Raw genomic sequence first — 22121 nt, 5'->3', positions numbered from 1 at the left:
TGGGCCCACGAGGGCGAGCGTAAGCAAGCCCACCCCGCGCAGCGCAAGAACGGCTGCGTGGGAGGTGTGAGCCCAGGGGGCGGGTTACTTCAGCGCAGCTTGAACGGCGGGCAAACCGTCTTGGCCACCAAAGGTTTTCACGCCTTTGAGCCAAGCGTCAATCACGCCAGGGTTCTTCTTGAGGTAGGCCTTGGCAGCAGCGTTGGGCTTGGCTTTGTCCATGATGGACAGCATGACGGTGTTTTCCATCGCGAGCGAGAACTGCAGGTTCTTCAAGAAAGTGGCGACGTTGGGGCAGCGTGCTTCGTAGCTGGGAGGCACTGCGGTAAACACCTTGGCTTCGCCCAGGTTAGGCCCAAACACGGCGTCGCCACCTTCCAAGTATTTCATCTTGACTTGCACGTTCATGGGGTGGGGTTCCCAGCCCAAGAAGACGATGGGCTTGTTGCTCTTGGCGGCGCGCATCACCTCGGCCAACATGCCGGCTTCTGATGACTCCACCATCTTGAAGCTCTTGAGGTTGAAGTCGTTCTTCTTGATCATGTCGGCGATCAATGCATTGCCGTCGTTGCCTGGCTCAATGCCGTAGATCTTGCCGTCCAGCTCTTTTTGGAACTTGGAGATGTCGGCAAAGGTTTTGAGGCCTTTGTCGTACAGGTAGGCGGGAACTGCCAAGGTGTACTTGGCGCCTACCAAATTGGGCTGGTCCAACACCTTGATCTGGCCCGCTTTGACGAAAGGCTCAATCATGGGCGTCATGCTGGGATTCCAGTAGCCCAAAAACGCATCGATTTGCTTGGACTTGATGCCAGCAAATGTGATGGGTACGGAGGCAATGGTCACGGTAGGCTTGTAGCCTAAACCTTCTAGCACCACAGAGGCCAGCCCTGTCGTAGCTGCAATGTCGCTCCAGCCGACGTCGGCAAAGCGCACGGTTTTACAGCTGGCGTCTTCGGCATGCGCCAAAGACGTACTAAGAGAAAATACTGCGGCAGCAACACTGAGCAGAGCGAGTTTGAGTTTCATGGCCAGTTCCAAGTGAATGAGTGGGGTTTAGCAACGCTATGACACCACCCTACTTTGGCAGTTTGGCCCTTGGAAACTTTGCTTGGAACGACGCAGACTTGTTCACGTGCGGCACGCAAAAGTGGTCGTATGCGTACAAGTTAAATCTAGGGTTTACCCTTGCTGGACGTGCGTGAGCAGCTACCAAAAAAATAGCATGAAGATGCTGTTTCTGGTAGCCAAGCACCGCGCAAAATCGCCGCGATGGAGCGAGCCTAAGCGCCGAACTGTGGCTTACGCACGCACTGCGTATTGCAAGACGGGTGCGGCCCGATTGCTTGCACGTGCCGGTACCGGTTTGCCCGTTTGGTTGCGCCGTTCCTCGCTGGGCGAGTGGCCGTACAAACCGCGATAGGCCTTGCAAAAGTGCGAGGCCGATTGAAAGCCACAGGCTACTGTCACTTGCATGATGGGCATGCTGCTGTGGGTGAGCAATTCTTGGGCTCTGCGCAGCCGCAAGTTCATGTAGTACTGCGCGGGGTTCATGCTGAAGTAGCGGTGGAACAAACGCTCTAGCTGGCGCAGCGACACGTGGATCACGCCTGCCAACTCTGCCAGTGGCAAGGGTTCCTCGATGTTGGCGGCCATGATTTCGGCTGCCTCGGTCAGGTGCTGGTAGCCAGGGCCAATGCACTGGGGCTGAGGAATGCGCTGGCGGTCGTTGCTGGCACGCAGGCGCTCCACAATGAACTGCTCGGAGATATCCATCACCAGTTTCACCCCATGCTGTGCACGCACCAAATGCAGCATCAAATGCAAGGGGGCGGTGCCCCCTGAACAGGTGTAGCGGTTGCGGTCCATGATGAAAACTTCGGGCGAAAACTGTACGCGGGGAAATTCTTCACCAATGGCCGCCAAGTTTTCCCAGTGGATGGCGCAGCGGTAGTCGTCCAGCAGGCCTGCGCTGGCCAATGCAAACGAGCCCGTGCACAGCGCCCCCATGGCCGCGCCTTGGGCGGCGCATTGGCGCAGCATGTGGCGCAGCCGCTCGTCGGTGTTGGCGCGAATGTTGACCCCACCGCAGACGAACACCATCGCACAGTCGGCAAGGGCTTGGGTGCCTCCTTCGGTGGCGATGCTGAGCCCGTTGCTGGCCACAGAAGGGGCGCTGTCGGAACTTATGACGGTCCAGCGGTAAAGCTCGCTGCGGCTGATGTAGTTGGCCATGCGCAGGGTTTCCACCGCGTTGGCAAAGGCAATCATGGAGTAGTCCGGCATCAAGATGAAGCCCACATGGGTACAGCTGGGGCACGCCACGGGATCATTGGCACCCACGGTGGGCAGCGATGTGGGATGGGTGGGGGCGCGTGGCACGGTAAAGGCTCCTGATTGCTTGTCTCTTGGGGTCTAGCTGTCGTGACCCTTGCGGGCGACGCCAAAACTCTCTGTCAGTCTGTCCAAGATGATAGCCAGCAAAACGACGGCCAGACCACTCTCAAACCCTAGGCCAATGTCCAGCCTTTGGATGCTGGCCAGCACATCGTTGCCCAAACCACCCGCGCCCACCATGGACGCGATGATCACCATGGACAGGGCCATCATGATGGTTTGATTGACGCCGGCCATGATGGTGGGCAAGGCGATCGGCAGTTGCACTTTGAACAGCAACTGCGCGGAAGTGCAGCCAAAGGCGTTGCCGGCTTCCACTTGCTCAGAACTCACTTGGCGAATCCCCAAACTGGTGAGGCGCACCACCGGTGGCATGGCAAAAATGACGGTTGCAATGGTGCCCGGCACGCGGCCCAAGCCAAACAGCATGGCTGCTGGGATCAGGTACACAAAGGCGGGCATGGTTTGCATAAAGTCCAAAATCGGGCGCACGGTGGCGTTGACACTGTTGTTGCGGGCACACCAAATGCCCAAGGGAATTCCGTAAAACAAGCTGATCAAGGTGGCCGAGAGCGTGAGCCCCAGGGTCACCATGGTTTGAGGCCAAAAGCCCGTGACCACGATCAGCATCAAGGCTAAAGCAACAAACAGGCCAAAGCCCCAGCCCAAGCGCCGTACACCTACAACGGTGGCCACCAATATGACCAACCAAAAGGGGATAGCCAGCAAACCTTGCTCAATGGATTCGGCAAAGCCTTCCACCAGCACGCCAATCGAGTCAAACACCGTGGCACCGTTGTCCAACAACAGTTTGACGCCTGCATTGACCCACTGGCCCAAGGGCAAGATGTCGTGGGTGGCTTCGGTGAACTGGGTTAAGAGATCAGACATGGCGGGCTTCCTGGGACATTTTCACGAGTAGGCTGCGGGCAGAAATGCTGCCCATGAGTTGGTCGGCGGCATCAAACACGCCTACAGGCTCGTTGATGCTGAGCACGATTTGCATGGCTTCGGGCAGCGGGGTGCTCCAAGGCACGCGGGGGCCGCCGTTGTACGAGTGCCCGTTGAGCACGGGGTCGAGCAAGTCCGCCGCAGTGAGGTAACGCGAGGTGTCTATGCCCTCAAAGAACTTGTGCACATAGGCATTGGCCGGTTGCGTGATGATTTGGTGCGCCGTGCCTTCTTGCACCAGCTGGCCGCCCTCCATGATGGCAATGCGGTTGCCAATGCGCAGCGCTTCTTCCAGGTCATGCGAGACAAACAAGATGGTGCGTTTTTGCTCACGCTGCAAACTCAGCATGAGGGTTTGCATCTCAATGCGCTTCAAGGGGTCCAGGGCGGAGAAGGCTTCGTCCATGAGCAAGATGTCGGGGTCTACCGCCAGCGCACGTGCCAAGCCTACGCGCTGCTGCATGCCGCCGGACAGTTGGTGGGGGTACTTGGCGGCATAGGTGTGCAGGCCCACTTGGCCCAGCACCTCCATAGCGCGTTTCTCGCGCACCTTGCGCTCGGTGCCCGCCATTTCCAAACCAAAGGCTGCGTTGTCCAAGACATTGCGGTGTGGCATGAGCGCAAACGACTGAAATACCATGGCCACGCGCTTGCGCCGCCATTTCACCAACTCAGCTTGTGGCAACGCTGCAATGTTTTCGCCGTCGATATTGATAGCGCCTGAGGTGGGTTCTACCAAGCGGTTGATAAGACGAATCAAGGTGGACTTGCCGGAGCCCGATAGGCCCATGAGCACGTAAATCTCGCCCGCGTTGACGTCGAAGCTGACCTTGTTCACGCCGACGACTTGGCCGGTTTTGGCGAAAACCTCGTCTTTGCTGTGGCCTGCGTTCAGAAGCTTTTGTGCCTCGGTGGTGTTGCTGCCAAAGATCTTGTACAGATCTCTCACGCGAATTTTTACATCGGTCATCACGGTCTCCAAAAGTGTTCAACTGCTGGCGAAAAGCTGCAGTGTTTTTATAAGCAAGCGCCGCGCCACTTTGGCGCGAAAAGTGAAATCAAATGGGGTGCGATAGGCCTCGCGCAGCAAGGCCTCGCCATGCGCAAAGGGCAGCACATCAGCGGGACAACGGGTGGTGAATGGTGAGCAAGAAACGCAGGCCATGGGGGTGAGGTGTTTCATACTCTGGGCCAAGGCTTTAGCGGTCGAGTGTGACGTCACTGCTGGGTGTGCTGCAGCAGGGCAGCATCCAGCCTTGGTCAACTTCGCGCTGGCGTATCCCGCCAGCGTGTTTCATGTCAACCGTGCCGGCAAGTTTCTGTGTTTTACAGGTTCCGCAAGCACCGCTGCTGCATGACGAGGGCAGACGTACCCCCGCTTCACTGGCTGCTTGCAAAATGGTTTGATTCTCACGGCAGCTAAAGGACTGCTGGGTCTTTTGCAATTGAACGGTGTAGCTGCGAACGCCTGACGCCACTGGCTCTGTGGCAGGGGGAGAAGCTTGTTCGGTGGGCGCTTGCAGCGTTTCAAATGCAAAGCTCTCCTCGGCGTACTGCTGCATGTCAAAGCCCGCTGCGCCCAAGAGGGTGCGCACCGCGCCCATGAACGGGGCGGGGCCACAGGTGTAGACCGCGCGCTGCATGAAATCGGGCGCAATATGGGCCAGCCGCGCGCCATCTAGGCGACCCAAATGCCCAGCGTAGCTGCTACCCGGCGTATGGTTTTCACACACGATGGCCAAGCGCAGCTTGGGCATGTTGCGCGCCATGAGCGTCAGTTCTTCGGCAAACAACACATCGGCCGGGGTGCGCGCGCAGTGCACAAACACCACGTCGGCATCGCTGGCCAAGTCGTGCAGTGCGCGCGTCATCGACATGAGCGGCGTGACACCACTGCCACCCGACACAAAGAGGTAGCGCTTGGCCGGTTTTTCAAAGCAAGTGAATACACCGCTGGGCCCCATGACGCCTAGCGACATGCCCACCTGCACGTTGTCATGCAACCAGTTGGATACCAGGCCACCGGGTACCCGCTTGACGGTAATGCTCACCACATCAGGCCGTGTGGGGCTGGACGACAAGGTGTAGCAACGGTTGACCTTGGTTCCTGCGATGTCCAGTTCCAGGGTGATGAACTGCCCGGGAAGGTAGCGAAAGCTGCGCGGCTGCGCGGCGGCCAGCACAAAGGTTTTGACGTCGTGCGTTTCTTGGCGCACCTGCACGCAACGCAAGGTCTCATCGTGGTCACTGGACCAAGGTGCGGCCGGTAGTGCGGCAAAGTTCGGGGCGTGGGCGGGGAGTGTCATGCCGGGCGTGTGTTAAGCCGTTTTGGTCAGTGCGCTCAGGCGGTTGACGTACCAGTTGCAAAACTTCTCGACCAAACCTTCGGTGAATGGCGAGTAGGGGCCTGGCTCATAGGCGCCAGTGGCAATGCCAATTTGCGACTCTTCCACCAAGCGGCGGTCTTGGGCGTTGGTTGCATTCCACACGGCGGTGAGGTTGTCCAGGGTGTAGTCCACGCCTTCCACAGCATCTTTGTGTACACACCATGTGGTGCGCACCAGCGTTTTGGTGGCAGAGATGGGGAGCACCGTAAAGCTCACGATGTGGTCGCTCATGAAATGGTGCCAAGAGTTGGGCTGCGTCCAAAACGACAAACCGCCCAAAGCAGGGTCTACAAAATTGGCGAGTAGTTTTTTTGACGCCACTTCAGCGTTTAGCGTTTGCGACTGGCCCGCGCGGTCCAGCGGCAAACGTTGGGTACGAAAGCCGGTGACACGATCGTCCAGCGTGTCGATCTCCGCCGATGGCAGTCCCATGCTTTCCCAGCGGGCGTGGTTGCTCGCCAAGATGTCTTCAAACCGCTTGAGACCTGCTGCGTTCTGGGCATCGGGTTGGTAGCCAAAGCCATACTCGTACAGCGATACCGTGAGTTCAGGGTGGTTGCCTACGCAGTGGTAGCACTCCCGGTTGTTCTCCATGGTGAGCTTCCAATTGCAGTCTTCCACGATGTCGACTTGGGTGGCGACCTTGCAATCCATCAAGCGGTGGGGCATGAGGTAGGGCGTCATTTCAGCCGCCATCTGTTCAAAGTCTTCCGGCGGGTTGTCGGCCAAGCAAATAAAGAGCAAGCCCGCCAAGCTGCGGATATGCACGGGCTTGAGGCCAAGGCCGGTGGGGTCGAAGTCGTCCCCCATGTGCTTGGCGTGGATGAGCTTGCCGGTGAGGTCGTAGGTCCATTGGTGGTAGGGGCACACGATGTTGCCCACGCTGCCTTTTTGGCTGGCGCACAGTCGGCTGCCGCGGTGGCGGCACACATTGTGAAAGGCTTTGACCTGCATGTCGTCATCCCGGACGATCAAGATGGAGTGCTTGCCAAAATCCACGGTGATGTAGTCACCCGCTTCGGGCACCTGGGGCTCTACGGCCACAAAGATCCAGTGCTTGCCGAAGATGTGTTCCAAATCGGCCTGCAAAATGGTGTCGCTCAGGTAGAACGGGGCTTCCAAGCTGTAGCCGGGGCGGCGGCGTGCCAGCAGCTCGCGGGTGAGCAGGGACTGCGCAGAAATCGTTGTTGTCATGGTGAGCCTCTCCTCAAAAATTTACGAGTGAATGGGTGCGCAGGTAGTCCAGAACTGCTTGCGCTTTTTCATTGGGGGTACCTGCTTTGAGCACCGTGCCGGCGCTGGCTGGCGACTCAATGGCGCCCAGCATGCGTGCGTGGCCACTTTGGGCGATACGGGCTTCCAAGACCTTGCGGCGCTTGTTGCGAGGTACCTGCTGCACAGGCGTGTCGGATGCGCTCAGCGCTGGGCTCTGGGTGTTGGCGCTATGGGCGTGGCGAACTATCTGACCTGCCATGGCGCTGGCCAAAGCGTGGCGCAGGGTCACGGGCGCGCTGGCACTGATGGCCAATACGGCGGGTGCTGCGACACGCAGGGTGCGGCGTGCGCCCTTAGGCAGCGCTTGGGTCACCACCCAGTGGCTTCCATCGCCTTGTGGTTCAGGTGCAATGGCCACCACGTCCACCACCAAGGGGCGGTCCAAGGCATGTGCCAAGGCATAGGGCAGTAAGTTGCTGCCTTGTTCTGCCTCAGAGCGCGTGCCGGTGAGTACCCACGGTGTGGTTTTCAAGGGGCCGCAAAGGGCCGCAACGGTGTACTCAGGGGCGGCGCATTCGACTGCATGCAGTGTGTTTGCGCCCAAGGCGAGGTAGTCACGTGCCACGCTGTCTGCGATGGCACCTGCCGTCCACAGGCTCACCTGGTGCTGCGGGATGGCAAGCGCCACACTGGCGGCAACAGCGTCAGAGCGGCTGCGCGTGGGCTTGCCACTGATGCTGTGCGGGCGCTCGGCAACCAAAACGGCAATAGCGCTCATGCGTGCTCCTTGTGTTGGCGGGCTAAGTCGTTCAAGGCTTGCATCAGTGCGCTGCTGTCTTCAACCACGGTGAGGTTGGCGCGACGCGCGATGGGCGCTGAGCCATCGAGGTTGATGGCAATGACGTGGCGGCAGTCTTTGATACCTTGCAAGTGCTGCACCGCACCGGAAATCCCAATGGCAATGTAAGCCGATGCCGAGACTGTCTTGCCGGTCGCGCCAATTTGCTGGCCCCGGTGAAAGCGCCCATCGTCCACCGCCACCCGAGACGCACCTACGGCAGCGCCCAAGGTCTTGGCCAAGGCATGCACCAAAGGAACGTCGTTCACGCCGTTACCCGCAGCCACGATCAAGTCCGCTTCTTCCAAAGCCAGGGATTCGGGGTTGCCAGGCTGAACGCCTAGGTCTTGAATCTGGGCGTCGGCCACGGGTTCCAGCGCAGGTGCTGTTGCGCGCTGGCCTAAGCCTACAAACGGCAGTTTGGTGCTCACAGCGCCTTTGCGCAGCAGCATCACCGCGGTATGGGCGCTCAAGGCATCGTGCAGGGGGCTAGCGGCCGTGCGCACCGCATCGGCCGTGAGCTCAACCACTGCGCAACGCACAGGCAACTGGGAAGTCACGGCGAAGCGGCGGCCCAAATCGCCGTCGGCTTCACTGTCGGCAAACAACCACTGTGCGGTCCTCATTGCGGCTTGCAGGCCCAACAACCATTGCACGCTGGCACCCAGTTGGTAGTGGGCTGGGTCAAACTGTTCCGCTATCAGTGTGCGGTCCGCGCCTAGGGCCGCCATGTCTTCATGGCAGGTGCCCAGCACGGCCAGCACCACCTCGGTGTGTGGGCTGGCCAAAATGGCCGCTGCTGCAAGGGCTTGGCGTGCACCGTCACTCAGGCCGCCGCGCTCTGTATGGGTCACCACCACCGTGCATTGGCTGAAAGGGCCGGTGCTGCGCACGGGCTTGGGGGCCTCTCCATGGTTTGCCTGCAGCGGATGCTGTGCGCGCACGCCTTCCAGGCTACCCAGCACGATGCGGCGCAGGCCCGCAGGCGTGAGGATGGCGGGGCGGCGTGGGTCTATGCGAGGCACGCCAGTGGGGCTAAGGCTGGTCATGCTCATACCACCTCCAAAGCGTGGGCCAGTAGTTCTGCAATGTCGCGCACTTCAGGGCGCGGACCTACCACGCCTTCAAGCATGGCGGTGCAGTTAGGGCAGGCCACGGCGACCACGGCTGCGCCAGTGGCTTTGGCGTCTGCTATGCGGATGTCGGGAATGCGGGTGCTGCCGGGAATGTCCGTAAATGGTGCGCCGCCGCCGCCGCCGCAGCAGCGGCCTTTCTCGCGGTTGCGTTCCATCTCCACGACCTGGATGCCAATGCCCTTGAGCACAGCGCGCGGTGCCTTGACTTCGCGCCCATAGCGCCCGAGGTAGCAAGGGTCATGGTAGGTCACCGCCTCGGTGCTCGCGGCGCGGGTGGGCTGCAGCGCGCCGGTCTCTAGCAAGTCAGCCAGCAGCTGGGTGTGGTGCCATACGTCAAACTGGCCGCCCAGCGCGGGGTACTCGTTTTTGAGGGCATGGAAGATGTGCGGGTCTGGCGTCACGATGTGCTTGAACTTGCGTGTGGCCAGCGTGGCAATCAGTTGCTTGGCCTGGCGCTGAAAGCCCGCTTCGTCGCCCAGTCTGCGGGCGAGGTCACCGCAGTCTGTTTCGTCCGCGCCCAACAGAGCGATGTGGAGTTTGGCTTTTTGCAAGGTTTTGATGAAGGCACGCAAGGTGCGCTGGTAGCGCATATCAAAGCCACCTTCGCCCACCAAGACCAGCCAGTCGGTCGATTCACCTGCCGCTAGCTGTGCAATACCGAGGTCTGCAGCCCAGTGGTGGCGTGCTGCCAAGGGGAAGCCGCCGACCGTGTCGGTATCTCGCAGGTTCTCCAAGGCTTCGCCGCCTTTGTTCGGGACGATGCCGCTTACGAGTGTCATGTGGCGGCGCATGTCCACAATGGCGTCTACATGCTCGATCAGCATGGGGCATTCTTGGACGCAAGCCCGGCAGGTGGTGCATGCCCACAGGGTGTCGCTGCCAATCAGCCCACCCACGATGGGCAAGTGGGGCGCACCCGCATGTTGGCCAATAGGCTTGCCTGGGTAGGGGCTGCCTGCGTAGGCGGCGTCAGTCTTGCCGCTCATGCCCACCACCAAGTCTTGGATGAGCTTTTTAGGGTTCAGCGGCTGACCGGCAGCAAAGGCGGGGCAGGCGGCTTCGCACTTGCCGCATTGCACGCAGGCGTCAAATGAGAGTAACTGGTTCCACGCAAAGTCGGAAGGCTTGCCTACGCCCATGTCATCCGCTGTCAGACGCAGGGGCTTGAGGGCCGTGGCAAAGCGTTTGTCGCCAAAGCGCTCAGGTCGTGGGTGCAGTCCCAAGTGCAGCAGACCCGCGACTGCATGTTTCATGGGTCCACCCAGACCGATGCCCAAGGCCAGTTCTGCGGCACCCGCGGCAAATGCGACACTGATCAATGCAGCCAACCACGGCGCCAACGCGGTGCCGGTGAGTGCAACCACAGAGCTCAGGCTAACAGCCATCGCAAACAACAAGAGGCTCAACGACAGGCGGCTCCAAGGGCCGCGTGACAAACGCGCTGGCGCATTGCTGCGACGCCACGCCATGGCACATGCGCCAGCAGTCATCATGAGCCCCGCGAAGAGCAAGGCACCATCTAACACCCGCAGGTACAGGCCCAGGCCGTAGTTCAAGGCCACCAAGGCCAAGGCCAAAATCGCGCCGCCGGCCACTCCCACGTGGGCACGGGCGACAAACGGTTCGCGCGCCACCACATCGTGCAGGTCTACAAAGTAGCGCTTCGGTATGTGTAGCAGACCGCGCATATCCACTGTGCGCTGGCGGCCATTTTTCCATAGAAGGGCTCTACGCGCCAAGCCCCAAGCCAAGGCCAGGACGGCGATCCAGAACACGGTGCTGATCGAATGCTGAAGCGTCATTTCAGACTTCCAGGGTGCAGCGTGTCACCCACCATGGTTGAACATCAGAGACAGCCATGCCAGAGACACCGTGGATCTGGCTTTGCCAGGCCACTGGTGTCGCCCCCTGGAGGGGGAGGCGCCGCAGGCGCTTCGGGGGGGAGCTGTGCATGTCAAAAGTCCTTGCACAAGCGCAGCGAGTCGTAGATCGCGGCGTGGATGTTGTGCATAGAGACGCAGTCCCCCACGCGGTATAGCAAGAACTGACCGTTGCCCGTGGGCTGGCTCAAGCCGGGCTGCGGTTGCGCGTCGTACAAAGCGTCAATATCGGTCTGGCCCTTGTTCAAGGACTGGGGCTTGAGTTCCCAGTACAAAGCGTCCACGGGGAGGATGCCGTTCTCAATCACCACTTGGTCTACCGCGCGTTCTTCCAGGGCTTCCGTGTATTCGTTCTTGAGCACAGCAATGAGCTTGTCGCCTTCACGGTACACCTTGTCCAGCCAGAAGTTAGGCGTTTGGATCACGCTCTTGGCATAGAGCTGGCGGTAGAAAATGGGGAAGGTAGTGCCTCCCACGTCGTCAGCCACCTTGACGTCGGGCGTGACGATTTCGACTAGCTTGCCACGCGCCGCAATAAAGTCGGCAGCGCCCGTGCCGGCGTGGGTGCTGATGGTGTCGTAGACCAGCACGTTTTCGCCAGGTGCCACTGCCCCCGACAAAATGTCCCAGCTGCTGACGCACAAGCCATCTGCCGCGCCCCATGCTGGGGTTTGGCCCATATTGGGCGTGCCACCGGTGGCCAAGACCACGATGTCTGGGCGCTCGGCCAAGATCATCTCGGTGGTGGCTGCTACACCCAAACGGCGATCAACGCCCAGGCGGATGGTTTCCATGTCGAACCAGCGAATGATGCCCGCCATTTGCTCGCGCTTTGGTGGCTTGGATGCTAGGTTCACCTGGCCGCCCACCGTGTCATTTTTTTCAAACAAAACTACGTCGTGGCCCCGTTCACGCGCGACGCGTGCGGCCTCTAGGCCTGCAGGTCCTGCGCCCACCACTACCACCTTGCGCCGCACCCCCGTGGTCTTTTCGATGACATGGGGCATGGTCTCTTCACGGCTGGTGGCAGCGTTTTGCACGCACAGCACATCCAGGCCGTTGTATTGGCGGTCAATGCAGTAGTTGGCGCCCACGCATTGCTTGATTTGGTCTTCGCGGCCATCGCGAATTTTGATGACCATGTGGGGGTCGGCAATCTGGGCGCGTGTCATGCCCACCATGTCGACCATGCCTGTGGCCAAAATGCGCTCCGCTTGCGATGCGTCACGGATGCTTTGCGCGTGCATCACCGGCACTTTGGATACCGACTTAATGCCTGCAGCCAAATGCACAAAAGGCTCAGGCGGCAGTGCCATGGGGGGCATGCAGTTCACCAAAGTGTTGTGGGTGTCAGCACCAGATCCGACCACGCTCAAAAAATCAATCAGGCCAGATTCGCTCATGGCCTGCGCAATCTCCTTGGCCATGTCGTGGCTGATGCCGTCTTCGTGGAATTCGTCGCCGCACATGCGCATGCCTACGCAAAAGTCAGCACCGACTTGTTCGCGCACGGCAGTCAACACTTCCATACCAAAGCGCAAACGGTTTTCCAGGCTGCCGCCGTACTCGTCGGTGCGGTGGTTGACGCGCGGGCTCCAGAATTGGTCAATCAATTGCTGGTGCGCTGCCGAGATTTCGATGCCATCCAGGCCTGCGTCTTTGACACGCTTGGCCGCGCGGCCATAGTCCGCAGCAATGCGGCGAATTTCTTCAATTTCTATGGTCTTGGCGTTGCCACGGTGCACCGGCTCGCGGATGCCAGAGGGGCTGACCAGGTGCGGCCAGTCAAAGCCATGCCAGGCATTGCGCCGCCCCATGTGGGTGGCCTGAATCATGATCTTGGCGCCATGCTTGTGCATGGTTTCTGCCAGCTTGGCCAGAGGCTCAATCACCGAGTTTTTGGCCAGGTTGATCGAACTCCACCATGACCACGGGCTGTCCCGCGAGACGGGGCTGGAGCCACCGCAAATGGCCAGACCCACGCCGCCCTTGGCTTTTTCTTCGTAGTAGCGCAGGTAGCGCTCGGTGGGCACGCCGTTCTCTGCGTACACCTCGGCATGCGCGGTGCTCACAATGCGGTTGCGCAGCAAAACCTGGTTTAGACGAATGGGCTCAAACAAGTGCGGGTAGCGCATGGCAAAACTCTAGAGGGGGCTGACAGTGAAAATGCAGTGGCTGTGGCCTTCTGCCGCGCATTGGGTTTCCACGCTGGTGGTGCGAACCGTGGAGCCGCTGGTCTCTAAGACCCAGTCCATGGCACCGGAGAACCACCCGGCAAACAAATAGCAGACCTTGCTGTGGTTGACCGGCACTCCAGCAATCCCTTGGGCCAGCACGAACACGGAGTTTTCCAGCTTGACCAAGGCATGGCCAGTTTGTGCGTCGGCTTCTACAAAGGAGAACAAGCCCCAGCCGCGCTGCGACAGGCGCTTGAGGTAGTGCTCGTACACCGCCATGCCCGTGAGTCCGTGTGTGGCGGCTTCTTTTTGGCACCAGAAGTAGGCGGAGCGGTGCCCCGCCTTGTACAGCGCCGGTGCGTACACATCCCGCCCCACCACGGCTTCAGTTTCCACATGGTTGTTCACAAAGAAGTGCCGAGGCACATAGATCATGGGCAAGCCGTCCGTGGTCCAGACGCCGGTGTCCGCGTTGACATCAATAGGGAGTTGAGGTTGCATGGTGCGTAGAGCTTGAAGGGGATGGGAGGGTCGCCTTAAGCGCCCCAGACTTGGCCGAAGAATTGCATCCAGTTGGCGCCCAGCACCTTGGTGATGCGGGTCTCCGACCAGCCGGACTGCAGCATCGTGGCCGTGAGGTTGGGGAAGTCGCCGATGGTGCGTATGCCTTCGGGGTTCACCACCTTGCCGAAGTGGGTGAGGCGGCGCCAGCGCCCTTTGTCATGCGTGAGCATTTCGAAGAACTCATGGCCATGGCCTTGGGTGAAGTCAGAGCCCAGGCCCACGCAGTCTTCGCCCACGATGTTGATCACATAGTCGATGGCCTCCACATAGTCGTGCACGGTGGAGTCATTGCCGCGCTTCAAGAAGGGCGAGAACATGGTCACGCCGATGAAGCCGCCATGGTCGGCAATGAACTTCAGCTCGGCATCGCTCTTGTTGCGCGGGTGGTCTTTGAGGCCCAAAGGCAGGCAGTGGGTGTAGGCCACAGGTTTGGTGGACGCGAGGATGGCTTCTTCTGAAGTCTTGCTGCCCACGTGGGACAAGTCGACCATGATGCCCACGCGGTTCATCTCGGCAATCACCTCGCGGCCGTAGCCGGAAAGCCCGCCGTCACGCTCATAGCAGCCGGTGCCCACCAAGTTTTGCGTGTTGTAGCACAGCTGAACCACGCGCACGCCCATGTCGTGGAAAGCCTCGATATAGCCGAGGTTGTCTTCAAACGCGTGGGCATTTTGGAAGCCCAAAATGATGCCGGTCTTGCCCTCGGCCTTGGCTTTCACGATGTCAGCCGTATTGCGGGCCAGGGTCACCAGGTCGCTGTTGTCACGGATCAGCTGTTTGAGCTCGGCGATGTTGTCCACCGTCTTAGGGAAGTCGTCCCACACTGAGACGGTGCAGTTGGCAGCGGCCAGGCCGCCTTTCTTCATGTCCTCGAATACGCTGCGGTCCAGCTTGGCGATGATGAGGCCGTCGATGACGATGGAGTCCTGGTGAAGTGTGCTCATGGCGGGGGCTTTCAATAGGAGGTTCGGGCGTGTTTCAGACGTGAATTACGCGTACAGAGGGAAGCGGGCGGTCAGGGCCTTGACCTTGGCAAACACCGCAGCTTCCACGGCGGGGTCGCCAGCCGGGTTGGCCTTGAGCGCGTGGAAAACCTCCAGCATCAGGCGGCCGACTTCTTCAAACTCGGCCACGCCGAAACCGCGCGTGGTGCCGGCTGCGGTGCCCACGCGGATGCCCGAGGTGATGGTGGGCTTTTCGTCGTCAAACGGAATGCCGTTCTTGTTGCAGGTGATGCCGGCTCGCTCCAGCGCCACTTCGGTCTGGTTGCCCTTGAGACCCAGGGGGCGCAGGTCTACCAGCAGCAGGTGGTTGTCGGTGCCACCGGTCACCAGATCCAGGCCACCAGCCTTGAGCACCGCGCCCAGCGCTTGGGCGTTGGCCACCACTTGCTGGGTGTAGGCCTTGAAGGAGGGCTGCAGCGCTTCGCCGAAGGCCACGGCCTTGGCGGCAATCACATGCATCAGTGGGCCACCCTGGGCGCCGGGGAAGACGGCGGAGTTGACCTTCTTGGCGATCTCGGCGTCGTTGGTCAGGATCACGCCACCGCGCGGGCCGCGCAGGGTTTTGTGGGTGGTGGAGGTGGTGACATGCGCATGCGGCACGGGGCTGGGGTAGACGCCAGTGGCGACCAATCCGGCCACATGGGCCATGTCCACCATGAACAATGCGCCTACTTTGTCGGCGATAGCGCGGAATCGCGCCCAGTCGATGGTGCGGGGATAGGCGGAGAAGCCGGCAATGATGAGCTTAGGTTGGTGCTCGACAGCCAAGGCTTCCACTTCGTCGTAGTCGATCAGCGAGTCCGCGCGGCGCACGCCGTATTGCACGGCCTTGAACCATTTGCCTGACAGGGCAGGCTTGGCACCATGGGTCAAGTGTCCGCCGGCTGAGAGGGACATGCCCAGCACCGTGTCACCCGGTTGCACCAGCGCCAGCATGACGGCGGTGTTGGCTTGCGCGCCGGAGTGCGGCTGCACATTGGCGAACTCTGCGCCGAAGAGCTTGCACAGGCGCTCAATCGCCAAGGCTTCGACCACGTCTACATGCTCGCAGCCGCCGTAGTAGCGCTTGCCGGGGTAGCCTTCGGCGTACTTGTTGGTCAGCACCGAGCCCTGGGCGTCCAGTACGGCTTGCGACACGATGTTTTCAGATGCAATGAGTTCGATCTGGTCGCGCTGGCGTTGCAGTTCGTGGTCCATGGCCGCCGCAATGGCGGGGTCAGCTTGGCTCACGCTGTGGGTAAAAAAGCCTTCGTGGTGCATGGCAAGAATCTTTCAAATAGCTTCAAAAAGGGGGGCGAACACGGGGTCGGCCTGGTAGCCAGGGGCCGTGATGCACAGCTGGTAGGGGCGGGCCGTGCGCTCGATCAAGCGCCAGATGTAGTCCGCAAAGCTGCGCCTAAACACCAGCAGTACGCCAGCCTCATCGGTGCGCACCACGGTCAGGCCTGCCTTGGATGCCACGGTGCTCGCGCAGCGGCCTAAGGCCAAACTCTCAAAATCAAAGGGGCTGAGTTGGCGCAGTAGCAGCAAATGGTCGGGGCCACTCAAACGCACGGTGGTGAGCCCTCCGCTGTTGTCCACTACCTGGGCGAACACACCGCGCAGTGCTTCGGTCAACGCAGCCAGCACTGCGTCGCGCTGGCTGCGCGGGCAGACCAGCAGCCATTCGTCGGGCGACACCCAGAGCACCGCAGCGCTCGCAGATGACGCGATGTGCGTGGCTTGGGTTGGCAGCGCCAAACCCAAGACCGAGCTGACGCCTTGCATAAACGAAGTGTCGTCCGGCTTGCCGCGCAGCACCAAATAGCCCAAATGCGACAGTTCTGCTGCGCACACGCGGTTGTCAGCGGTGGGCGTGGCCACACGCTGCGCTAAACCAAAGGCATGCAGCGGAGACTCCAGCAGGGAATCTAGGGTCTTAGACATTTTGACGATCACCTTTCTCATCCACAAACACACTGCCTGACACCTTGACCGGTGTGACTTGGCCGTGCGCATGGACATGCAATATTTGGTCTTTGCGTTGCAAGCCGCCCGCCACCACTGCCATGGCGATAGAGCGGCCTAAGAAGGCGCTGTGGTAGCTGGAAGTCACATGGCCCAGCATCTGGTTGTTGCCATGGGGCTGTGCCACCGCGCTTTCCATGATTTGCGCGCCTTCAATCAACACCGCGTTGGGATCTACCGGCAGCAAGCCGACCAGTTGCTTGCGCCCCTCGCGGGCGGTGTCGCTGCGGGACAAGGAGCGCTTGCCCAAGAAGCTGAAGGGCTTCTTCATACCGACGGCCCACGCCATGTCCAGGTCCAGCGGGCTCATGGAGCCATCGGTGTCCTGGCCGACGATGATGAAGCCTTTTTCTGCACGCAATACGTGCATAGTTTCAGTGCCGTAGGGGGTGATGTCGAACTCCGCGCCCGCTGCCATCACAGCTTCCCACAGGGCGTGGCCAAAGCCAGACTCCACATTGAGTTCGTATGACAGCTCGCCAGAGAAGCTCACGCGAAACACGCGGGCTGGCAAGCCCGCCACGGTGCCGCCACGCCAGTCCATGAACTTGAAGTTCTCGGCGGAGAGGTCAATGTCTGTACACAGCTTGGACAGCACTGCGCGGGCTTTGGGACCGACCAGTGCGATGGTGGACCAGTGGTCGGTCACCGAGGTCATCCACACCTTGAGCTCGGGCCATTCGGTCTGGTGCCAGCGCTCCAGCCAGTTCAGCACGCGTGCTGCACCGCCGGTGGTGGTGGTCATGTAAAACTGGTTGGCTTCGATACAGGCGGTCACGCCGTCGTCCATCACCATGCCGTTCTCGTCCAGCATCAGGCCATAGCGGCATTTGCCGACTGCCAGCTGGCTCCAGGCATTGGAGTAGATGCGGTTGAGAAACTCGCGGGCATCCGGGCCGTCGATTTGAATCTTGCCCAGAGTGGATGCATCCATCACCCCCACGCCATTGCGTGCGGCCAAGCACTCGCGGTTGACGGCGGCGTGCAGGTCCTCGCCCGGCTTAGGAAAGTACCAAGGCCGCAGCCATTGGCCTACGGGTTCCAACGCGGCCTGGCGTGCCACGTGGGACGCATGGATGGCGGTGTAGCGGCTGGGGTCAAAGCACTCTTCGCGCATGGTGCCCGCGAGTGCGCCCAAGCTGACGGGGGTGTAGGCAGGGCGGTAGGTGGTGGTGCCCACTTCGCCCACCGGGCGCTTGAGCGCGCGGGCGGTGATGACAAAGCCGTTCACATTGGACAACTTGCCTTGGTCGGTGCCAAAGCCTAGGGCGGTGTAGCGTTTGACGTGCTCGATGGAGTGGTAGTTTTCGCGAACGGCCAGCTCGATGTCCGCAGCGCTCACGTCGTTCTGGTAGTCCACAAAGGCTTTGGCTCCGGCACCTTCGGGTTTGCCGTCCGGCAGGCGGAACATGGGGCGAGCGGCCAGGCGATGCACAGGCGCGCATTGGGGTGTTGGCAGCTGTGTGGGTTTGCCCAACAGCGCCAGCACTTGCTGCATGGCTTCTGTGGTTTGGCTCAACGCATCTTGAAGTTCGAAGGCCCCGGTGACTGCGCCCACGCAGGCAATGCCTTTGCGCCCCGTGCGTGGCACCACAAAGGCGGCTGCTTGCTCATCCCATGTGGGGCGGCTGCCGTCGTGGCAAAACAAGTGCACGGTCGGTGACAGACCGCCGGAACTGAGTACGGTGTCGCAGGCAATATGGGTGCCACCACCGACGGCCACGTCGCGCAGAGCGTCCAATGGCACCAAGCGCACGCCCTTGACTTCGCTGCCGCCGCTGACCTCGGCAATGCCGTAGCCAGCCATCACGGTGTAGCGGCTGCTGCGGGCTTTGGCTGCATGCCGCACATCGGCCACCGTGACATGGGCGCCTGCTTTGGCCAAGGCTTCTGCGCAGTCGTGAATCAAGTCACTGGTGCCGCAAATGACAATGCGTTTACCCACCAAAACGCCATAGCGTTGGAAGAAGGTTTGACCGGCAGACACTGTCATCACGCCGGGAACATCGTTGTTGCCAAACACCAGGGGGCGCTCAATCGCGCCGGTGGCCAAGACCACGTGGTGCGCGCGGATCTTGTGCAGGCGGTGGCGCGGCAGGTGGGCTTGGCGCTCCTCAGGGGCCAGGTGGTCTTGTACCAGCTCTACCGCTTGCACCATGTTTTGCTCGTACATGCCAAATGCAGTGGTGCGGGTGAGCACCGTCACATGCGGCATGTCGGCCAGGGCAGCGCGCACCGAGCGCACATAAGCGTCGCTGCTGCGGCCATCGATGTGGGCCGTTGGGTCAGACAAGAGCCATCCGCCCAGTTCGTTTTGCTCGTCGAGCAACAACGTCTTTAAACCTGCTCTGCCGCTTTGCAACGCAGCCAGCAAGCCTGCTGCCCCACCGCCTACCACCAACACATCCACATGGTGGTGCAAGTGGTCATAGCTTTCGGTGTCGGGCACGGTGGGAGCGCTGCCAAAGCCTGCAAACTTGCGAATCACAGCTTCATAGGCAGGCCACAGCTTGCGAGGCCACTTGAAGGTTTTGCTGTAAAAGCCTGCAGGCATGAAGCGTGAGCCTTGGCCCAGCACAGACTTCAGATCGAAGTCCAGCGAGGGCCAGCCTGACGTGGAGGTGGCGCTCAAGCCCGCATAGAGCTCGGCCTGTGTGGCCTTGATGTTGGGTGCTGTGAGTGCGCCCGTGCCTAGCTGCACCAAGGCATTGGGCTCTTCGGCACCCGCACCGATGATGCCGCGTGGCCGACCATATTTGAAGCTGCGCGCCATGCGGCGCACGCCATTGGCCAGCAGTGCCGAGGCCAGCGTATCGCCTGGATGGCCGCTGTATGAGCGGCCGTCAAATGTGAAGCTGATGGTGCGTGTGCTGTCGATGCGGGCAGCACTGTGGGGAACGCGTGCTGCGCTCATACCGAGGTCTCCTTGGCCATGTCGGCCAGATACAGGGGCTTGCCTTCGGCCAAGGTCCAGCTTCCGGCGACTTCATACGTGGCAGTGTTGCGTTTGACCGCAAACACCTTGCGGCAGGCGGCAGTGTGTTGCCACTGTTCCCAAAACCAGCCTTTGGTGTTTTTGCGAAAGAACACGTAGTCGCCCCAGGTCGCGTCGTCAACGGATTCAGGCTGGGCAGGGCGGGGAATGTAGGCTTCACCGGCGTAGCTGAACTCTTCTTCGTCCCGCATTTCGCCGCAGTGAGGGCAGTGCAAAAGGTACATGGTGATAACTCAATGTGCGACGCCAGCGGCGCCGTGTTCATCGATGAGGTGGCCACTGTGGAAGCGGCCTACCGAGAAGGCTTGGGCCAAGGCATTGGGTTCTCCCGTGGCCAGCATGTCTGCAAAGACATGGCCAGAGCCGGGGGTGGCTTTGAAGCCACCGGTGCCCCAGCCGCAGTTGAAGAACAGGTCTTTCACCGCGGTCTTGGAAATGATGGGGCAGGCGTCTGGCGTCACGTCCACAATGCCGCCCCATTGGCGGTTCATGCGCACGCGGGAGAACTGCGGGAACATTTCAATGATGGCTGCGGCCGTGTGTTCGATCACGTGCGGGCTGCCGCGCTGGCCGTAGCCTAGGTAGCTGTCGATGCCGGCGCCGATGACCAGCTCGCCTTTGTCGGACTGGCTCAAGTACCCGTGCACCGCGTTAGACATGATGACGGTGTCAATCACGCGTTGCATGGACTCGGAGACAAAGGCTTGCAGGGGGTGGCTCTCTAGTGGCATGCGCAGCCCGGCCATGCGGGCGAGTACCGAGGAGTGCCCTGCAGCGACACAGCCCACGCGACCTGCTTTGACGTAGCCTTGGTTGGTTTGCAGGCCACGGATGCGGCCGCCTTCGATGTCCATGCCGCTGACTTCGCAGCCTTCAATCAGGTCTACGCCCAAGCGGCTAGCAGCACGCGCAAAACCGCGTGCTACCGCGTCATGGTGGGCGACACCGCCGCGGGGTTGCCAGCTGGCGCCCAAGACGGGGTAGCGGCGGCTGGCGCTGCAGTCTAGCTGCGGTATTTTTTCTTGCACTTCTTTGGCGTTGAGCACGTGGGCGTCAATGCCTTGGAGTGCGTTGGCGTTCACACGGCGCTCAATGTCGCGCATGTCTTGCAGGGTGTGGCCTAGGTTGAACACGCCGCGCTGGCTGAACATCACATTGAAGTTCAGGTCTTCCGTGAGGCTTTCCCACAGTTTGAGGGAGTGTTCATAAATCGCTGCGGACTCGTCCCACAGGTAGTTAGAGCGCACGATGGTGGTGTTGCGCGCAGTGTTGCCGCCGCCCAAGTAGCCTTTTTCCAGCACGGCAATCTTGCCCACGCCGGGATGGTTCTTGGCCAGGTAGTAAGCCGTGGCCAGACCATGGCCGCCACCGCCCACGACGATGACGTCGTAAGCGGGCTTCAAGGCCACCCGTTCCCAAGCGGGCTCCCAGGTGGTGTGGTTTTTAAAGCCGTGCTTGAGCAGGCTCCAGAGTGAATAGTGTTGGCCGCGCATGGGTTCTCGAGGTGGTCCAATGAATCTGCATCCATTGTTTTTCGAGTGGCGCTTTGTACCTTGCGCCTTGCAGACGTTCACTTGTCAAAAACCGACACAGGTACAACAATGGCTTGCATACGACATGCTTTCACCGAGTACATACCCTAGTGTTTGGTGCAGGTGGTTCACGCTTTTTGCGGGTAAACCCTTGTAGCGGGTGCTGCTGTTGGAAGGCTGTTGAAATAGAGGGTATGACGTCCCGCAGCCCTATTCCTTTTCCTGGCCAACCTACCCCTTCGGTCGGGTTTGAAGCGCCTTTTGACATGCTGAGTGCGTGCCATGAACGTGTGGAGCGTTCGCTCGCACTGTTGGAGCGCCTCATGGTGCATGTTGCCCGCATGGGGGCAGATGCGTCCGCTCGCCAAGCGGCCCTTGATGTCATGCGCTACTTTGACCTCGCGGCGCCCTTGCACCACCAAGATGAGGAGTTGCATGTGTTCCCGAGGCTTTTGGCAGGCCCAGATGTGGCACTGCAGCAGTTGGCGCACCGCTTGATAGCGGAGCACCGGTCCATGGAGTTGGCCTGGCAAGAGGCCCGAGCAAGCTTGGTGGCACTGGTGGAGGAGACCTCTGGCGGCGAACAAGCTATAGGTCCGCCACAGCGCCCTGTTTGGCCTACCGATGCACAGCTTGCTCAGCTTCGTGCATTTGCCCAGCTGTATCGCCGCCATCTCAGCGATGAAGACCGTTTGGTGTATCCCGTGGCGTTGAGCCACCTGGACCCATCCAGCCTCCAGCACATGGGCGAGGAGATGGAAGCGCGGCGCAGGGCGTCTTAGGTCTTGCGGTGTCGTGTGTTGGATGGCTGCGAGCCTTTGGAGTTGCGTCCAAACCCGGAGTGAATTAGGCCGCGATAGCGCATGTTTTCTCGGGTTTAGGAGCTCCCCAACTGCACGTTTTTGGGCTACTCTGACGCGATCACAAGGCCTGCGTCTAGGCCTGCTCGCTTTGACTACCTTTTGGGGCTGGCGGCGGCATGGTGGCCACGGCGGGTACCGCTATTGCCGGTGGTGGAGTGGGTTCCAACGGGCCTACCAA

At 60.7% G+C, this 22121-nt stretch carries 18 protein-coding genes and 1 pseudogene; 1 reads left to right on the top strand and 18 read right to left on the bottom strand.

Annotated features, from left to right (window positions below):
- Positions 1–84: 84 nt before the first annotated feature.
- The 18 genes and pseudogenes from EXZ61_RS17795 to EXZ61_RS17710 all read right to left on the bottom strand — a co-directional run bounded on the left by EXZ61_RS17795 (position 85) and on the right by EXZ61_RS17710 (position 21041).
- Positions 85–1026: a choline ABC transporter substrate-binding protein gene (locus EXZ61_RS17795; RefSeq protein WP_142813029.1), complete on the bottom strand. Its 942-nt coding sequence runs from the start codon at positions 1024–1026 to the stop codon at positions 85–87.
- A 273-nt stretch (positions 1027–1299) separates the two neighbouring features.
- Positions 1300–2379: a GlxA family transcriptional regulator gene (locus EXZ61_RS17790; RefSeq protein ID WP_237218997.1), complete on the bottom strand. Its 1080-nt coding sequence runs from the start codon at positions 2377–2379 to the stop codon at positions 1300–1302.
- Between the two features lie 33 nt (positions 2380–2412).
- Complete coding sequence (locus tag EXZ61_RS17785; protein ID WP_142813028.1) at positions 2413–3285, bottom strand: ABC transporter permease; 873 nt, start codon at positions 3283–3285, stop codon at positions 2413–2415.
- On the bottom strand, positions 3278–4315 hold the full coding sequence (locus EXZ61_RS17780) for a quaternary amine ABC transporter ATP-binding protein (RefSeq protein ID WP_142813027.1): 1038 nt from the start codon (positions 4313–4315) through the stop codon (positions 3278–3280). The genes EXZ61_RS17785 and EXZ61_RS17780 overlap by 8 nt, the downstream gene beginning before the upstream one ends.
- An 18-nt stretch (positions 4316–4333) precedes the next feature.
- Positions 4334–4528 (bottom strand): hypothetical protein, encoded by a 195-nt coding sequence (locus EXZ61_RS17775; RefSeq protein ID WP_142813026.1) that lies wholly within the window; start codon positions 4526–4528, stop codon positions 4334–4336.
- Between the two features lie 16 nt (positions 4529–4544).
- On the bottom strand, positions 4545–5651 hold the full coding sequence (locus EXZ61_RS17770) for an FAD-binding oxidoreductase (protein ID WP_142813025.1): 1107 nt from the start codon (positions 5649–5651) through the stop codon (positions 4545–4547).
- A 12-nt stretch (positions 5652–5663) separates the two neighbouring features.
- Positions 5664–6926 (bottom strand): aromatic ring-hydroxylating oxygenase subunit alpha, encoded by a 1263-nt coding sequence (locus tag EXZ61_RS17765; protein WP_142813024.1) that lies wholly within the window; start codon positions 6924–6926, stop codon positions 5664–5666.
- A gap of 13 nt (positions 6927–6939) precedes the next feature.
- Complete coding sequence (locus tag EXZ61_RS17760) at positions 6940–7725, bottom strand: hypothetical protein (RefSeq protein WP_142813023.1); 786 nt, start codon at positions 7723–7725, stop codon at positions 6940–6942.
- Positions 7722–8840, bottom strand: coding sequence for an electron transfer flavoprotein subunit alpha/FixB family protein (locus EXZ61_RS17755; protein WP_237218996.1), 1119 nt, complete (start codon positions 8838–8840; stop codon positions 7722–7724). Before EXZ61_RS17755 ends, EXZ61_RS17760 begins: the two co-directional genes overlap by 4 nt.
- Positions 8837–10723, bottom strand: a complete 1887-nt coding sequence (locus EXZ61_RS17750) for a (Fe-S)-binding protein (RefSeq protein WP_142813022.1) — start codon at positions 10721–10723, stop codon at positions 8837–8839. The genes EXZ61_RS17755 and EXZ61_RS17750 overlap by 4 nt, the downstream gene beginning before the upstream one ends.
- 152 nt (positions 10724–10875) lie before the next feature.
- Positions 10876–12936 carry an NADH:flavin oxidoreductase gene (locus tag EXZ61_RS17745; protein ID WP_142813021.1) on the bottom strand — a complete coding sequence of 687 codons (2061 nt, stop codon included), beginning with the start codon at positions 12934–12936 and terminating at the stop codon, positions 10876–10878.
- A 9-nt stretch (positions 12937–12945) separates the two neighbouring features.
- On the bottom strand, positions 12946–13479 hold the full coding sequence (locus tag EXZ61_RS17740) for a DUF5943 domain-containing protein (protein WP_142813020.1): 534 nt from the start codon (positions 13477–13479) through the stop codon (positions 12946–12948).
- 35 nt (positions 13480–13514) lie between these two features.
- On the bottom strand, positions 13515–14486 hold the full coding sequence (locus tag EXZ61_RS17735) for a dipeptidase (protein ID WP_142813019.1): 972 nt from the start codon (positions 14484–14486) through the stop codon (positions 13515–13517).
- A 45-nt stretch (positions 14487–14531) separates the two neighbouring features.
- Positions 14532–15740: pseudogene (gene glyA / locus EXZ61_RS17730) on the bottom strand (serine hydroxymethyltransferase); the annotation flags it as partial.
- A gap of 78 nt (positions 15741–15818) precedes the next feature.
- The gene (locus tag EXZ61_RS17725) at positions 15819–16472 is read right to left on the bottom strand and encodes a sarcosine oxidase subunit gamma (RefSeq protein WP_168224811.1); all 654 of its coding nucleotides are present in this window, start codon (positions 16470–16472) and stop codon (positions 15819–15821) included.
- Positions 16465–19467 (bottom strand): sarcosine oxidase subunit alpha family protein, encoded by a 3003-nt coding sequence (locus EXZ61_RS17720; RefSeq protein ID WP_142813016.1) that lies wholly within the window; start codon positions 19465–19467, stop codon positions 16465–16467. The genes EXZ61_RS17725 and EXZ61_RS17720 overlap by 8 nt, the downstream gene beginning before the upstream one ends.
- Entirely contained in the window at positions 19464–19772 is a 309-nt protein-coding gene (locus EXZ61_RS17715; protein ID WP_142813015.1) for a sarcosine oxidase subunit delta, read from the bottom strand. The genes EXZ61_RS17720 and EXZ61_RS17715 overlap by 4 nt, the downstream gene beginning before the upstream one ends.
- A gap of 9 nt (positions 19773–19781) precedes the next feature.
- On the bottom strand, positions 19782–21041 hold the full coding sequence (locus EXZ61_RS17710; protein ID WP_142813014.1) for a sarcosine oxidase subunit beta family protein: 1260 nt from the start codon (positions 21039–21041) through the stop codon (positions 19782–19784).
- Positions 21042–21274: 233 nt separating this feature from the next.
- On the opposite strand from EXZ61_RS17710, the gene EXZ61_RS17705 reads away from it, so the two are divergent.
- Entirely contained in the window at positions 21275–21862 is a 588-nt protein-coding gene (locus EXZ61_RS17705) for a hemerythrin domain-containing protein (RefSeq protein ID WP_142813013.1), read from the top strand.
- Positions 21863–22121 lie beyond the last annotated feature (259 nt).

The organism is Rhodoferax aquaticus (assembly GCF_006974105.1).
GTDB classification, from domain to species: Bacteria; Pseudomonadota; Gammaproteobacteria; order Burkholderiales; family Burkholderiaceae_C; genus Allorhodoferax; species Allorhodoferax aquaticus_A.
This window is presented reverse-complemented; position numbering and strand designations above follow the sequence as displayed.